Genomic DNA, 14891 nt, shown 5'->3' on the forward strand with positions numbered 1-14891 from the left:
ATGGATGTATAAATACAATTATCAACGTCCAAACATGGCATTGGGCGGCATTACCCCGAAACAGCGACTGGCCATGGTTGCTTAATGAATCCTACTTCTGGGTTCGGTTAAATAAGGGGGGATTACCAGGTGAGCTTTAATATTTACAAAGTCTAGATTTATTTGGTTTAGTATTTAATTAATACAAAATAAGGTTAAACATGAAAAAGTCTCTTTTTGGCATCTTTTTACTAACGGTCTCTTTTGGCGCAATTGCTGCCTGCCCCGGATCTCAACAGTCGCTTATTATTGCTGGGGAAAATATGTGTGGCATGGTTAGTCCAGCTACTGGCAAGGGCATTAAAGCCGGCGCAATTTCTATTACTATGCCCGCCGGCCCAGATTCCCAACTTTATAAGCTGCATAAAAATCAGTTAAATAAATTAAAGCCGGGAATTTTTAAAGACTATGTTGAAGATCTCAAGAAAGATGAAATTCCTGTGGGCGTTTCTCATGCTATTAGTTCAGTAAAATTTGCTGCAAACAGTTTGCCACAATACGCCAACAAAACTTATGACTGCGACCTGCCCCATATCAATGAAGCTCCCAAGGGCAATGTCTCTTCAGCTATTTTATTAATTCCTAACTGTGTACTAGCAGCTAAATAGTCCGGCCTAGCCGACAAAGCCGTGCTTAATGATTAGACTACACCGTGGCCTTTGATATAAGTTTCAAGATATTTAATTTGATCGCCCTGTTGGCTAATAATATTTTTTACAATATCGCCAATGGATACCACTCCAACTACCTGATTCTGCTCCAGAACAGGCAAATGACGGATGCTACTTGAGGCCATCAAACCCATGCAATGATCTAAATCATCATTAAGACTAACTGTAATCAAGTTTTTAGTCATGATTTCATGAATCTGAGTAGTTTTTGGATTTAACTCAGGCAATAAAACTTTAATTGCACAATCACCTTGGGAAACAATGCCTAGTAGACTCTTGCCCTCAATTACCAGAACTGCGCGTACTCGGTTATTGCGCATTAATTGTAAAGCCTCGCTAACGGATGCGTTTGGTTGTACCGAAATAATGACGCCAGATTTTTGCTCTAAACAACTTTTAACGCTTGCCAAGATATTCTCCTTTTAGTCTTGAGATAAATGCCAATAGAGCTACATAAATACGCCCGTATTAGTATTTGCCATTTGCTAACTTGTTGCGTAGTATTACATAACTCCTATTATTATTAATGGCACCTATTATTATTAATGGCACCTATAATTAGAACGATATACTTATTAAATCTGTAGTTAAGTTCATTGCGATAAGGAAAAAAATGTCAGACCATAATCAAAAAAATAATCTCGTCGATGAGAGCGATTCAGCATTTTCACTTGAAAATATCATTGAAAAATTTATTTTTAATAGTCGCTGGATTCTTTCTATTTTTTATCTTTTTTTGGTGCTTACCTTGGTTTTGGTGGCGATCAAATTTCTCCATGAGTTTCAGCATTTTGCACTTAACTTTTGGGCAGACTCTGAAGCGAAATTTTTAACGGGGGTACTTTCGCTGGTAGATAAAACCCTGCTAGCAAACTTATTGCTATTAGTTATATTTTCGGGCTATGAAAATTTTGTTTCCGTGATTGGTGTTGCAAGACGTAGCACTGATCGCCCTAAGTGGATGGGTGGAGTTGATTTTGCCAGCCTAAAACTCAAGTTAATTGGCTCGATTGTGGCGCTTTCAGGTATCAATCTCTTGGCTGCATTTTTAGAGATTGAAACCACCGATAAAGTAGATTTAGCTTGGCAAATTGGCTTGCATGTGGTTTTTCTATTTACTGGCGTGTTATTTGCCCTATCAGAAAAAATTGCAGCACATGCTGAAGGTCATCACTAACCCCACTCTTAATTACGGCTTTCTTGAAACGCTATTTGTTTAAGGTGCTTTATACCCAAACTGTATTAAGAGCTCTTGGGCTTTTTTACTTTGTAAATATTGGTAAACCTCTTGAGCTAGCGGAGTTGGATTTTTAATTAATACCATGCGCTGTTTAATTGGCCCATATAGTTTGTCATGAATCACGAGGTAATGGGTTTCTTTAGTAAGCGCTGGTGACTGCGCTAAAGAGAGCGCCGTAATACCCATATCGGCTGCTCCGGTCAGCACAAACATCGCTGCTAAAGCCACATTATCGGCAAAGACTAACTTGGGTTTTGCTAATTCCCATAAGCCCATGGCCTTTAAATACTCCTCTGCAGCCCTACCGTACGGCGCAAGCTCTGGTTTAGCCAGTGCTATTTTATTGGCTTTATTTATGGCTTTTATAAGCCCCTCCCTGTCGCCCGTCAGTGATATTCCTGATGAGTTGTTTGCAATTAGAACAATTTTGCCCTGGGCATAAATTTTGCCTTGATCGACTGTTTTCCCTAATTTATATAATTCAAGTGGATATTGCTCATCAGCAGATATAAATAAATTAAATGGTGCGCCATTCATTATTTGCGTGGTGAAATGTCCTGATGAACCATAAATAATTTTTAGTTGATCTAATTTAAGCGCTTGGTTAGCTGCCAGAATGCTTGTAAATGCTTCTTTCAGATTTGCCGCTACTGCAATAGTTGTTGTTTGGCTGCGTGCCACATTGCTAATAAGCAATAAACTTATTAAAACTATTATCACTTTGGTGTGTGGTTTAATCATTAATGAAGTATATTCTTCTCCTGAGTTAAATTATCTGGCCTTGGCATTCTATGCTCCCAATTCTAATTTCTATACAACACATGATGGTAGCTAGATGGCGCTTAATAATTTCTTGTTTAGCAGGTTTTTTTATTGCCTTTTTTTTGCTACCTTCGCTAAACTTAGATCTAATTTCTCGCTATATTATTGGCTGGAATTTATCAGCCTTGCTCTTTGTTTTATTCATTATTCATTTAATGTTTAGTGCAAATCACACTTCGATACGTGCCCGCGCCTTAGTTGAAGATGAAGGGCAGTATTTAGTCTTAGCCATCACGGTTGTTGCAACCATTACTGCCATTGCTGCAGTTATTGTAGAGCTTGCTTCAATTACTGAAATTCATGGTAACGCTCGTTTATGGCATATTGCTTTAACGATTTCCACTATTCTTGCCACTTGGATCTTTACTCAATTTATTTTTGCCTTGTACTATGCTCATTTTTTTTATCTTTCCCAACCTGATGGCAAGTTACAAGAGGGCTTAATTTTCCCTGGCACTCCATTGCCTGATTACGCAGACTTTTTATACTTTTCTTGTATCATTGGCACGTCGGCTCAAACTGCTGATGTTAGTTTCTCTAGTAGCGTATTACGGCGCATTGGTACGATTCAGTGTATTTTGGCCTTTTTTTTCAATACGACTATTTTGGCGCTAACTATTAATATTGCTTCTGACTTAATTTAAGCCGACTATTTCTCAAGCGTCTGCTTTATTTTCATAAATAAAATACAAAGCGCAAATGTTAAGGTAAAGCCATTAGCTAAGATTAATGGCCAATTTTCTAGGGCAATGCCGTATACGAGCCACAGAGAAACGCCGCCGGTAAAAATGATGTACATGCCTATTGAAATTCCCGCCAGATCTTTAGTGCGATATGATTTAATCGCTTGCACTAAAAATGCGGCGGTAGTTAAAAATGCGGCAAAGTGCCCTATTGCTTCAATATTTATCATCCTGCCATTGATTCTATTACACCGCTTGCTGCCCTAATTAAGAATCGTTTTTTTTGCAGTAATCTTGGCAATCGGTTAAACAGCTTTCTGTATTTTCGCACCAGCTGCGCATAACTAAACCCTGTACGCTTGTCTTCAATTCTGCTGACCTGTTTAATTTGTGCGCTTGCGCGGCATTTTTTTGACTACTGGTGAAACTAAAGATTTTTTTTATGCTGCTTAAGCTGTATTTATTTTTGCCCATCATGACCTTCTCCATTCGACCTTTTGATTACCTTAAGAATGGTATTTTCTACTATTGATCAATTGATTATTTGATCTAAGTCAAAAGATTGTCTATATTTAAGGAATTAGGCTATTTTTATTGCTTCTATGGCCTTGGTGATCTGCTTTAAATAGGTATCGAAAGGTAGCGATTGGGCTAACTCAAAGCCACCCTGTGCCAGCTTGGCAGCTAGCATGGGGTCTTCCTGTACTCGGCGGATAGCTTTTTCAAGTTCAGCCAAGTTGCCTACTGGGTAAAGCAAACAATTCACTTCGTGTTTCCAACCAATCTGCCTATAGGGGGCTAAGTCTGCCATAACAACGGGAATTTTAAGATTCGCTGCCTCGAGTGGTGCCAATGGAAAGCTTTCATCTCCAGATGGAAAACAAAATAAATTAGCCTGCGCTAACTCGGTATTAATTTGTTCATGGGGAATGATGCCAACCCACTCATGGCACGGTAGTTTTTGGTTGATGTAATGTGTAAATTCTGGGCCAAATGTATGAGCATGCTGTAAATCGCCAATGAACTTACAAATAATTGAAGTGTCTTGGGCCATCTTTTCAATTACGCTAGCCAAATCTGCTTGTCGTTTTCTTGCATATACCGAGCCTACATTGACGACTCGAAATGTAGAATCCTTTATAGGGTACTGTATTTCGGTTGCCGCCAAATAAGAAGGTGTAATACCATTCGGTATTACCGCAACCCTATTTTTTTCTAAGCGGTAAATAAAGCTACGAAACACTTCCAGCCGTTGCCAATCAGTTTGAAAAATAATTAAGTTGAATTTTGCAAAAAGTCGGGTTAAGTCACCCGCGGTCATGGTTGAATTGTCAAGCCAGGTTTCACCTTCATGAACCCAAAGGACAACTGGAATACTAGCATTTAGTCGGTCGATTTGTGGCGCATCCAATAAGGTATTAATGAGGACAACATCATAATTCTTAAGGTCGACATTTTTAACTGGCTGAATGCCATTTTTTTTAAAATCTGCTTGATATAACACTTCCATTGCTTCATTCACTGCGGCAGCTACTGTCCAACCTAATTCATTAACCCAATAATGAATAGTTTTATTTAACATTATGGCTGCACCATCGGCACCGTAGCTGTGGGTTAAAGATAAAATTTTCATGGGCTTGCTTGGGTTGTCTCTATATCAGCTGGGCTTAAATTAGCTCGCGCGCGCTCGAACATTTTATAAAAGACACCTTCGAGGTGTTCAGTAAATAATTCAGTATTAAATAATGGTAAGTTTATTTTATTTGCTAATAATTTTTGTTTTATTTTCAGGATTTTTTCAGGATTATTGCCATACTCAATGGCTAAAGCTTCGTATCTGATTTGGTTTTCTGCAATTAACTCTGGCAAACCCACGGCCTGCAAAAGACTGGCTGATACCCTCCCCGGGAAGGTTGTACCTTGCTTTGTCAACAACGGTAAACCAGCCCATAAGGCATCACTAGCTGTAGTGTGAGCATTGCAAGGTGAAGTATCTAAAAATAAATCCGCTTGCTGATGACGAGCAAGATGCTCTGCAAGGGGTAAGCGATTCGCAAAAATAAGGCGTGTTGGGTCGATTCCCTGCGTCTTGGCTGCATTACATAGATTTTCTTTTGCCACTAAATTATCGGCCAGCAGCCATAAAACGCTACCCTTTACTGCGCGCAAAATATTCATCCACGCCGTAAATATTTCTGGGGTAATTTTGTAATTATTATTAAAGCAACAATAGACAAATCCGGATGCTGGCAAGCCTAATTCAGTTCGTGAAAACTCGCGGTTAGCAATTACGCGTTTAGCATCATTAACTTGGTAAGAGTTGGGGAGGTAAGCGATTTTCTCATCATAAAATTGCTTGCTACTGGGAGGTATTACGACTGGATCGGCGATGAGATAGTCAATATAGCGAGCCCCGAGAGTTCCTGGAAAACCTAAAAAATTGACTTGTATGGGACTAGGTTTGTACGCAAAAATGCCTTGCCGCCCTTTGCCAAAGTAGCCATTTAGGTTGACTAAAATATCAATCTCCATTTGTTTGATTAATTGCGCCGCCTCTAAGTCTGGTAACGTGCGAATATCAATTAGTTGATCAAATGCTTTTTCTAGGCGCGCACGAATTTCGCTACTGTCGGCAACACCATTATCAAAGGCAATAATTTCAAACTGTTCTGGATTATGATTTTCATAGAGGCCTGTCATTAAAATTGATGTGGCCTGCTCTCTAAATTCTCCACACAAGTAGCCAATGCGAATTTTTGACTTAGGTTCTTTTTTTATGTTTTCTGCAATTATTGTCTGGGCGGGATAAAAATCGGCTGCAAATATTTCGGCACATAGCTGCAAATCGTGTTCTGATTCTGTAAAGGCCATTAATCCAAATGGCTCGGCAACTTTATTTCCAGCAATTAGTCCTGCATGAATGTTGCTATATAACTCATCTAACCCCGTCCATTCGCAAATTAACATTTTGTGGTGCAGTAAAATTCCGAGCAAGAAATTTTCTTGGGGATTGATTTGGTACGCTTGGGTATAAGCTGCTAGCGCCTCTTGATATTGTCCTAATTCACTTAATGTCTTGCCCTTATTAAACCAAGGCTGGATAAAACTAGGTTGAATCGAAATTGCTTTCTCGTAGCAAGTTAAAGCCTCGTTACTTTTGCCCAAATGATCTAGGCATTTTCCATAATTAACCCATGCATTCACGTTATCAGGCGCCAAGCGAGTTGCTGTCTGATGGTGTTGTAATGCCTCGCGATCATGTTGGGAGTCGGAAAGGGCTTTGGCTAAGTTGTAATGTAGTTCACTATCGTTCGGGGTAAGCTTAACTGCTTTTCTAAAATACTGAATTGCTTCTGCATGTCTTTTTGCTAAACCACACACTACTCCCATTAAATGCAGGGCAGCGCTATTTTTAGGTTGCGCACGGATAAATTGCTGCAATAACGATTCTGCACCAATGAGGTTGCCATTTTCTAATGCCATGATGGCTTGATAAAACAGCGGATGGGCTTGAGGATTCACTAATCTATTCACGTCAATTTATTCTGTCATTATTACAGCTGCAACCTTTATTTGGGCTGAAGCTGTTATTCAACCAAAGCTAATGCTTCGATCTCCAGCAGAAAACCATAATGCAGTTCAGATACGGGAATTACAGCTCGCGCTGGCAATGCTGTGCCTGCCCAATTAGCATAAATAGTATTAAAGAGAGGCCAATTACTCATATTAGTGATATAAACCCGCACCTGAACTAGCTTGGAGATACTGGTACCTACGGCTTCGAGTGCGGCCTGCAGGTTGGCAAGCACTTGATTGGCTTGTTCCTCAAAGCTAGCGGCATTCAATTGCTTGCCTGCCGCTGTAATCGGTAGCTGCCCCGAAATATAAGCGCTACCATTGGCAACGACAACGTGGCTGTAATGCCCACCAGGAGGCGCCATCGTTTTAGGATTGCAATACTTTATCTTGGCCATTAGCAATTACCATCCATAAAAACGCTGCCATGCTGGGCCAATAACCTGCTCATCATTAATTGGATAGTAAGTCGGAAATTGTGCTCCAGTTGCACATGCATGATTAGGCAAAATGCGTAATTGTGAGCCCACTGGAAAACGAGTGGCGATCGTTTGATTGCTGTCTCCCTTTACTTGACTGAGGATGCCATGCTCTTGATTTGCGGCAATGAGTTGATAACCCTCAATTACCTTACCGTTTACATCACAAATTTGCCCATAGCCATAATCGTTAGCCTGTTTTTGCGTTCCTCGATCACGACTCATTGCCATCCAGCCTGCATCTACAATTGCCCAGCCTTTATCAGCCTGATGACCAATCACGGTAGTTAAAATACTAAGTGCAATGTCGTCTAACGAACAAACGCCTACGTTAGACATGACTAAATCAAAAAAAACATATACTCCCGCTCGTACTTCAGTTACACCCTCGAGCTGCACTGCTGATAGTGCAGTTGGAGTGGAGCCAATACTCACATTTGGGCAGGGTAGGCCAGCAGCATGTAGTCGAGTTGCTGCGTGCACACACAAGCTACGTTCTTGCTCAGCAAGGATTTGCAGGGCTTCTGGGGCATGAAGATCATAGCTTGAGCCAGCATGGGTCATTACACCGCCTAAGGTATTTTCTTGCTGATTCAATATATGGCCAATGCTCAGTAATTCATCGCTCTGCGGATTAATGCCAGAACGATGCCCATCTGTATCAATTTCAATCCAAACTTCAAAGGAAATAGAGTGGGCCCTTGAGTAAGCAATAATTGCAGCGGCAGACTCAGCACTATCAGCAATAATTTTTAGTGCACACCCCTGCTGTATAAGTGAAGCTGCTTGCTTCAGCTTAGGCGCAACCATGCCTACCGCATACACAATATCGCTGATACCAGCAGCAAAAAATTGCTCTGCCTCTTTAAGGGTAGAGACGGTTATTCCTTTGGCCCCAGCAGCTATTTGAGCATGAGCGATATCAATACATTTAGTGGTTTTTACATGCGGCCTAAAGGCAACGCCTAGTGTATTCATGCGTTGCTGCATCGCTTGAATATTGCGTGACATCCGCGCTGTATTTACTAATGCAGCAGGTGTGGTCAGCTCATGAATTTGCATTATGCAAGTTGCCGCCTTAAATAGCTAATTACCCAAGCTGCATCGCTATCACTTGGAAATATGGGATAGTGGACCGCTTCTATTACGCCATGATTAGCAATCAAAGTTACACGCTTTAAAAGGGTCATTCCTGCGGCTACAAAGGTCGGCATGTTTAATGCTTTTTGAAATTGATAGTTCTCATCACTCACAATCGGAAAAGGAAGATGCAGCCTTTCAGCCATTTCTTTTTGATATTCTGGGGTTTGCACGCTAAGCCCAATTACTTTTGCGCCAAGCGCTTTAAGTTCCTGGTAATGATCTCTATATGAACAACTTTGCGGGGTACAACCCCTTGCTCCTGGAATTTGATCCCAGCCATCTGGCAGGGCAACATTGGGTTGCCCTGTCATTGGGTAGCAATAAATAACTAACCTGCCTTCGCTATCGTCTAGCGTAATCGACTCACCATTCGTTGCACTTAATGTGACGGCTGGCAGCCGCATTCCTGTTAAATGACGGCTAGCGCCATCATCTTGAGGTATCGGCAAATCGGGGGGAAGTTGACTATAGTTCGATATTGAAATATTCCCTCAAATTACGCTTTTGGCTTCATCCGATAAAAAACCAATAAATCATTTCTTTGAACGGGCTCTGCTAAGTCAGCTTGAACATCATTTAAGAAGGCCGCAAAGTCAGCGGTATCTTCTAGTGAAGCTGCATCAGCGGCATTTTCCCAAATACCAAAACCTTCAATATTATTTTGTGCTTGATTGCCCATAATAATGACGTCATGCAAATCGGGATGATGCGCCATTACTTGTTCTGCAAATTGATGATAGCGTTCGCAGACTTTTGTAAATGAACCTGGCTTTGATTTTAGTGAAATGTGACCAACATGTGACATAAATAAACTTTCTTAAAATTAGTAATTTAAATTCTTGGGGGGATTCAGTGTAATGCTGAGCAATTACTATACTACAATGCGCTTGGTTTGCCTAAAAGTATTATATTAGCCGCATCATTTCGCATATTTACTTAATTCAGCAAAATCCTCTTCAAAAACTTCGCCAATTTCTTTATAAATTAGCTTATTTTTAGAATCTAGGATTAACAATACCGGCACTCCGCGAATTTTCCCAATGGCTTGGCTTAGTTCTGGCGTCATCATTGCCGCCGAAAAGGTATAGCGGTGTTTGCGCATATATTCCTTGGCAATTACTGGCGTTTTATCAATTGAAATAGTAATAATATGCATTGACCCAGGAGGTATTCGTTTAGTAAAGTTTTCTAAGTAGGTGTTTTGACGTTGGCAAAATGGACACCATGATGCCCACAATTGAATTAAGGTGTTTTTGGTATTATTTTTGGGAACTTCAAAATAGGTCCCGTCTAAGGTTTGAATTTTTTGTAAGGGCAATGTTTGACCAATCTCAATTGCCATTGCCGGTCCGGGCATGGTGATGCTAAATACCAAAATGAGCCTGGCAATAATTAATTTGGGTAGTAGTTTTCGCATTTACGGGAAAGCAAGGCAGTTGACTTTATTGACCGATGACTATTAATTTACTCTATATGCTGACTTATTTTCATTTTGGCGATATTTCATCTTGTTATTTATTATGCTTAGCTAGCCCACAAATTCAAGTGATTTAATGCTTCTGGTCTTGGCGCAGCATCGATCAGGAGCGAGAATGCCTGACTCTAGCCTTATTTAAAATTCTTGGTGAGTTGTTTTCGTCTTCTTAGTAGATGCCAGATTATGCTCACATGTATCAATATGGCTATAGTAATTCCAAAATATTGAAAGGCGTCATCACTATGCGCATTTTCCCGATAAATTGTATAAAAGCCCAAGGGCATGAATAAAACAATTGCGGTAATAAGCCCAGGGTTGTAGGAGCGTAGAACGAATCCGGCCAAAATATGAACCAACGCATTTACTAAAACAAGATAAGTGGCTATTAATCCATAGCCTTGATTTACATAAAAAGCCAGATAAAGAGAAATAGCAATAACTCCCCACACTCCAAAAATATTGATTACAAAACCTGCTTTATGAGTTAAGAGGTTCTTGCCGTGCCCCAGATGATTATTAATAAATATCCTGAAACGATCATCATCCCACTCTTCATACTGGTGCAGCATGTAAACAGGTAGGGTTAAATAGAAAAGCTTCAGTTCGGTTGGCCAGCCTAAAGTTAGTAGTGGCATCAACAGAAGCATGAGCAATCCGGCCAAGAGCCCGCCATAAACCCAATTTGAATATATTCTGCTCATCATCAAGCATCACCTTACTACAACTATAAACAACAGCCAAGTTAAAAATTTACTTGAAGAAGGTTTTGGGAGGCCAGCGTGGCATTAAACAGTGCCGAGGTGCCTGAGTTAAGCCATAAAATTCTAGATTCTTTTAATCAATGCTTGAAGAATGATCTCGTAAATGTAGAAAAATTTTCTTGCCAAGTTCATTTAAGGCTAAAGAAATTAAAGCGGTAAAAGCGCCCGTTATGAATGCTTCTGTAGTTACCCCGCTATAGTGACTTGGGTGGACATAATAGTCAGCTATAAAGCACATGCCCCCAGTAATACCAGCCACCACATATTTATTGCCAAGCCAACGTTGCGTAAATATGGAAAGAAACAGAACACCAGCACCCGTAATAAAACCGGTCTCTACTGCCTTTTGAAGATGCCCTATAGTTGCCAACCAAATATTACCCTCAACCATGACGAGCAAGCACGCAGGTGAAGCTTCGCAAAAAGGGGTTATAAACATCTTTAATTTTTCTTTAAGCATCCCTAAACCCTCAAGTAGTCTTCGATATATAAAGGTATCACAACTAAAAAGGAATGCCAAAGATGTCTTACTCTATTTCTTAGCGTTTTCAGATTCAGGCATTGCGGTAAATAGTAATGTAAACATAATAAGGACAACAAAACGAAAAGCTGCTTCTACACCATTCCACTTCTCGGATTGCCACATACAAAACCATTCACCACCAACAACAATAAAACCAAAAAACCACAGCAAAAAACCAGTCAAGCAACCAAGATAAATCCAATTTTTGGCCCTATTAAATGCCAACGGGGAATTCATATTTTTGAGTAGGCCAATAGCGCCCATTAACAACAGAAGGCCCGTTAAAAACTCGGCAAATATGATTAATCCATAAGCAAGACTCCAAACGAAGGGATCAAGAATAGCCCGGTACCTCAAAGTATTATCTGGAAAAACAGTATCCATAGAAAGGGTGTGCCGAACAAAAGCGTAATTAGAGCCGTAGTCCGCCAGATTATTCAAGCACACTAAAAGAGCGAAAATAGAGAGCGACAGGCAAATGATAATTTTAGAAATCCGAAGAATATTCAACTCTGTTCACCCTGTTAATTACACCAATATTTGATTCTAAAGTATTGGCATAAAGTGAAATTACTTTTTTTCAGTGAGATTTTGTCAGGCTCGTATTCGATTGGCAAATAGTACGTCGCACTCTGACTCAAGAATGCCACCCAACAACTGGGTTTGGCTAAAGCCTCCCTTGTTGATATCTTTTGCGCTAAAGATAAATTGATCAATGCCCGATCTCTTAATCATGCCTATAGAGCTTCCAAAAACAACGCCTTGAATTCCGGCCCAAATTAAGGCACTCATACACATGGGGCATGGCTCTCCTGTTGTATACAAAATAAGATTCCCCCAATTTATATTTCCGTATTGTCTGACGTAGTTATTCATACATACTATTTCACCGTGATAAGTCGGATTTTCGTATGTTGTATTAACGCCTTTAGCCAGGATAGCTCCATTGCTCGCATTAGTAATTACTGCACCAAAGGGATACATGGGATTTTGTAATGCCATAGCTATTGCTGCGCGCATTGCTAACTCATGCTGTTTTAGCGGAATTGCATCAAGGGTTTTGCTTGTTGGTGGAGCGGCTCGACTCATTCCAAAAGCCCCAATACTGCATAGACAAATTAAGGCCCGGCGGCGGTTCATGTTCTTATCCCAGATAATCTCTACCTAAGCATAATAGAAAAAACCACCTTCAGGTGGTTTCGAGAATTCTTGGTGGCCCAGGGCGGAATCGACCAAGGCCGAGGATGCCTACATCCACGCTTAGACCAATGCCTACTTTATTCGTAATGAGTCCACATTCTTAAGATTCGAACCGTCTTCTCCTTGCGCAAAATTTCATAAACTAAGCGATGTTGAATATTAATTCTGCGTGAGTAAGCCCCTTTTAGATCACCAACCAACTTCTCATAAGGCGGCGGATTTTGGAGGGGGTTTGCCTCTAAAATATCCAATAAGTCTTGGGCTTTATCTTTAAGACCTGCGGCAGATAGTTTTTTAGCATCCTTAATGGCATATTTGGAATAAGCTAAATTCCAAGTCACCACTTCAACGCCCTTTTACTTTTAGTAATAGGCTCAGCCATAGCGTCTTTAATTGACTCACGCATTCCTGGAATGGCCAATAGATAAAGCGTCTCCTGAATGGCGCTCCAATCTTCTTCAGAAACTAAAACAGCATTTGCCCGCTTACCAGAGATGAGTACTGGCTTGTGTGACTCTGCCGTCTGATCAATCAAGCGGTAGAGATCTGCTCGAGCTTCACTTGCGGTTAATGTAGTCATGATTTCGCTCCTTTGCAATATAGTACGTAAAAGCGTACGTTTTGTCAAGTGATTATTCCACCCGCCAGCCCAAAAGAAAATAGCCCGGCAAGTGGGCTATTGCGATTCTTGGTGGCTCGGGGCGGAAGCGTCCAGGGCCTAGGATGTCCAAGCCTAGTTGGTGATACAGTAAATCCAGTTCAAAACACTTTTGGAGTAAAAAATGCCGACCTATACAGTGACTTATTCAAACACCAAACTAAGCATCGCACAAATGGAGAATATTGCTCAAGCGATTACAAAGACCCACAATGCGTGTACCGGCGCGAATACCTACTTTGCTCAAGTGATATTTCAAGAAACCCCAAGTGGCAAACATTTTATGGGGGGCAAGCCGGTCCAAGATAGCCAAATCTTCTTACATGGACAAATACGGGCAGGAAGACCACCAGAGCTAAAGGAAAAACTTATATTAGCAATGAGGGAGGCCTTAATTAAAAGCTCGGGACTAAGCAAAGATCAAATTTGGATTTACATTGTTGATCTCATTCCCGCCCAGATGATTGAGTATGGAGAAATTCTTCCGCTATCGGGCAAAGAGAATGAGTGGTTTGCCAGCCTATCAAGCGATCTTCAAATGAAACTGAAGGCTCTAGAAAAATAGCCCAACAAGTGGGCTATCGAGATTCTTGGTGGCCCGGGGCCAAAGCGATGGGGCTAAGAGAAAGACTCTACTTTTCCATCCAAAGACATAAGCCCCAGTTCTGCAGTTAATGTGGGTTGCCGAACCTTTAATTGCTTCTTAAATTCTAGCAACGCTGCCTTGTGAGTTTCAGTTTCTTTTGCGGGAGTCGCTACCGCTGCCTCACCATATGCAATTTTAGCTGCGCCACAATCACGATGATTAATCACGATTACTTTATTAATGCTATGCAGACTTTTTGAAGCATCTAAATTTTGCCAAAAGGTTTCGTGCCAAGCCTTAAAAGCTGGTGCAACAACCCCAATAGATCCTCCAGCTATCGTAAACGCGCTGTACTTTCCCCCAAGACCCTTATCATTTTCCCTTTTGTTCACTGGATTTTGAAAGCGAGGGTCAATACAAGAAAGCAGCATGGCATCATACTTTCCAGATCCAGCAATAGCGATTCCTGGGCCCATAAGCATTCCAAGACTACCCATACCAGCAATTCCACCGGCTAATCGTAAAAAATCTCGTCTTGACTTTTTAGGATCCAGCAAATCCATGCAACAACCACAAGAAAATGGTGAATCATTTAAATGATGGTGCAATTTCATAAGCTCTCCTGGAATGTATTTTGGAGCTTCCGGCTCCAGTAGATAAGCCAAGCAAGGCTTATGGGGTATTTATATCATTTTTTTAAGAAAAATGTTTACTAAAATACAAAAAATAGCATTTTTGACAAATTAGTTGCGTTTTGCCCCTAAAACTATTCCACCATTTGCAGCAAATTATGATTCGCCCAAATGATCAGGTTATCTTTCGCTAGCCGTCTATATTGAGCAGATACTGGACTGAAATTCAAAGCAAATAAGGTATTAATTGGATCAGTTTTGGATGCAAATACCTGAGGGTGTCCCATATTTTGTGTAAACGGGGTTCGTTTACTACAGAGGGATTCTCTCCTCATACTTAATACTAAACTGATTTAATGCACCCTTCCAATCTCTGATGGGCATACTCCACTTTTGGCTGA

General features: G+C 40.7%; 21 protein-coding genes. 4 read left to right on the forward strand and 17 right to left on the reverse strand.

Annotated elements, in window-relative coordinates; translation table 11 throughout:
- Nucleotides 1-200 precede the first annotated feature (200 nt).
- Nucleotides 201-647: a hypothetical protein gene (locus LZT22_RS12185; protein ID WP_233925572.1), complete on the forward strand. Its 447-nt coding sequence runs from the start codon at nt 201-203 to the stop codon at nt 645-647.
- A 32-nt stretch (nt 648-679) separates the two neighbouring features.
- Here the strand turns inward: LZT22_RS12185 and LZT22_RS12190 are convergent, their stop codons facing one another.
- Complete coding sequence (locus LZT22_RS12190) at nt 680-1120, reverse strand: CBS domain-containing protein (RefSeq protein WP_233925573.1); 441 nt, start codon at nt 1118-1120, stop codon at nt 680-682.
- A 203-nt stretch (nt 1121-1323) separates the two neighbouring features.
- Between LZT22_RS12190 and LZT22_RS12195 the strand changes: the two genes are divergently transcribed.
- Entirely contained in the window at nt 1324-1887 is a 564-nt protein-coding gene (locus LZT22_RS12195) for a YqhA family protein (RefSeq protein ID WP_233925574.1), read from the forward strand.
- Nucleotides 1888-1926: 39 nt separating this feature from the next.
- Here the strand turns inward: LZT22_RS12195 and modA are convergent, their stop codons facing one another.
- A complete protein-coding gene (modA, locus tag LZT22_RS12200; protein ID WP_233925575.1) occupies nt 1927-2691 on the reverse strand; it encodes a molybdate ABC transporter substrate-binding protein in 765 nt (254 codons plus the stop codon).
- Nucleotides 2692-2741: 50 nt separating this feature from the next.
- Here modA and LZT22_RS12205 point away from each other — a divergent pair, with 50 nt between their 5' ends.
- Nucleotides 2742-3416 carry a DUF1345 domain-containing protein gene (locus tag LZT22_RS12205; protein ID WP_233925577.1) on the forward strand — a complete coding sequence of 225 codons (675 nt, stop codon included), beginning with the start codon at nt 2742-2744 and terminating at the stop codon, nt 3414-3416.
- Between the two features lie 5 nt (nt 3417-3421).
- Here the strand turns inward: LZT22_RS12205 and LZT22_RS12210 are convergent, their stop codons facing one another.
- The 14 genes from LZT22_RS12210 to LZT22_RS12275 form a co-directional block, all read right to left on the reverse strand.
- On the reverse strand, nt 3422-3685 hold the full coding sequence (locus tag LZT22_RS12210) for a SemiSWEET transporter (RefSeq protein ID WP_233925578.1): 264 nt from the start codon (nt 3683-3685) through the stop codon (nt 3422-3424).
- Between the two features lie 350 nt (nt 3686-4035).
- Nucleotides 4036-5088, reverse strand: coding sequence for a glycosyltransferase family 4 protein (locus LZT22_RS12215; protein ID WP_233925579.1), 1053 nt, complete (start codon nt 5086-5088; stop codon nt 4036-4038).
- Nucleotides 5085-6977 (reverse strand): tetratricopeptide repeat protein, encoded by a 1893-nt coding sequence (locus LZT22_RS12220; RefSeq protein WP_233925580.1) that lies wholly within the window; start codon nt 6975-6977, stop codon nt 5085-5087. The genes LZT22_RS12215 and LZT22_RS12220 overlap by 4 nt, the downstream gene beginning before the upstream one ends.
- 65 nt (nt 6978-7042) lie before the next feature.
- The gene (locus LZT22_RS12225) at nt 7043-7429 is read right to left on the reverse strand and encodes a RidA family protein (RefSeq protein ID WP_233925581.1); all 387 of its coding nucleotides are present in this window, start codon (nt 7427-7429) and stop codon (nt 7043-7045) included.
- 6 nt (nt 7430-7435) lie between these two features.
- Nucleotides 7436-8572 (reverse strand): DSD1 family PLP-dependent enzyme, encoded by a 1137-nt coding sequence (locus LZT22_RS12230; protein WP_233925582.1) that lies wholly within the window; start codon nt 8570-8572, stop codon nt 7436-7438.
- Nucleotides 8572-9102 carry a peroxiredoxin gene (locus LZT22_RS12235; RefSeq protein ID WP_233925583.1) on the reverse strand — a complete coding sequence of 177 codons (531 nt, stop codon included), beginning with the start codon at nt 9100-9102 and terminating at the stop codon, nt 8572-8574. Before LZT22_RS12235 ends, LZT22_RS12230 begins: the two co-directional genes overlap by 1 nt.
- 47 nt (nt 9103-9149) lie before the next feature.
- Nucleotides 9150-9458, reverse strand: a complete 309-nt coding sequence (locus LZT22_RS12240; protein ID WP_233925584.1) for a hypothetical protein — start codon at nt 9456-9458, stop codon at nt 9150-9152.
- A gap of 114 nt (nt 9459-9572) precedes the next feature.
- Entirely contained in the window at nt 9573-10010 is a 438-nt protein-coding gene (locus tag LZT22_RS12245; RefSeq protein WP_233925585.1) for a TlpA disulfide reductase family protein, read from the reverse strand.
- 251 nt (nt 10011-10261) lie between these two features.
- On the reverse strand, nt 10262-10792 hold the full coding sequence (locus LZT22_RS12250) for an HXXEE domain-containing protein (RefSeq protein ID WP_233925586.1): 531 nt from the start codon (nt 10790-10792) through the stop codon (nt 10262-10264).
- Nucleotides 10793-10964: 172 nt separating this feature from the next.
- Complete coding sequence (locus LZT22_RS12255; protein ID WP_233925587.1) at nt 10965-11351, reverse strand: hypothetical protein; 387 nt, start codon at nt 11349-11351, stop codon at nt 10965-10967.
- 72 nt (nt 11352-11423) lie between these two features.
- Entirely contained in the window at nt 11424-11924 is a 501-nt protein-coding gene (locus tag LZT22_RS12260) for a DUF2165 family protein (RefSeq protein WP_233925588.1), read from the reverse strand.
- A gap of 84 nt (nt 11925-12008) precedes the next feature.
- Nucleotides 12009-12554 carry a nucleoside deaminase gene (locus LZT22_RS12265; RefSeq protein ID WP_233925589.1) on the reverse strand — a complete coding sequence of 182 codons (546 nt, stop codon included), beginning with the start codon at nt 12552-12554 and terminating at the stop codon, nt 12009-12011.
- Nucleotides 12555-12691: 137 nt separating this feature from the next.
- Complete coding sequence (locus LZT22_RS12270) at nt 12692-12958, reverse strand: Txe/YoeB family addiction module toxin (protein ID WP_370634750.1); 267 nt, start codon at nt 12956-12958, stop codon at nt 12692-12694.
- Nucleotides 12952-13194, reverse strand: coding sequence for a type II toxin-antitoxin system Phd/YefM family antitoxin (locus LZT22_RS12275; protein ID WP_233925591.1), 243 nt, complete (start codon nt 13192-13194; stop codon nt 12952-12954). Before LZT22_RS12275 ends, LZT22_RS12270 begins: the two co-directional genes overlap by 7 nt.
- Nucleotides 13195-13396: 202 nt before the next feature.
- Here LZT22_RS12275 and LZT22_RS12280 point away from each other — a divergent pair, with 202 nt between their 5' ends.
- Nucleotides 13397-13837 carry a tautomerase family protein gene (locus LZT22_RS12280; protein ID WP_233925592.1) on the forward strand — a complete coding sequence of 147 codons (441 nt, stop codon included), beginning with the start codon at nt 13397-13399 and terminating at the stop codon, nt 13835-13837.
- 53 nt (nt 13838-13890) lie between these two features.
- Here the strand turns inward: LZT22_RS12280 and LZT22_RS12285 are convergent, their stop codons facing one another.
- On the reverse strand, nt 13891-14523 hold the full coding sequence (locus LZT22_RS12285; protein WP_233925593.1) for a twin-arginine translocation signal domain-containing protein: 633 nt from the start codon (nt 14521-14523) through the stop codon (nt 13891-13893).
- Nucleotides 14524-14891 lie beyond the last annotated feature (368 nt).

Origin of the sequence: Polynucleobacter sp. IMCC 29146, from assembly GCF_021395195.1 — a bacterium.
Taxonomy (GTDB): Bacteria; Pseudomonadota; Gammaproteobacteria; order Burkholderiales; family Burkholderiaceae; genus Polynucleobacter.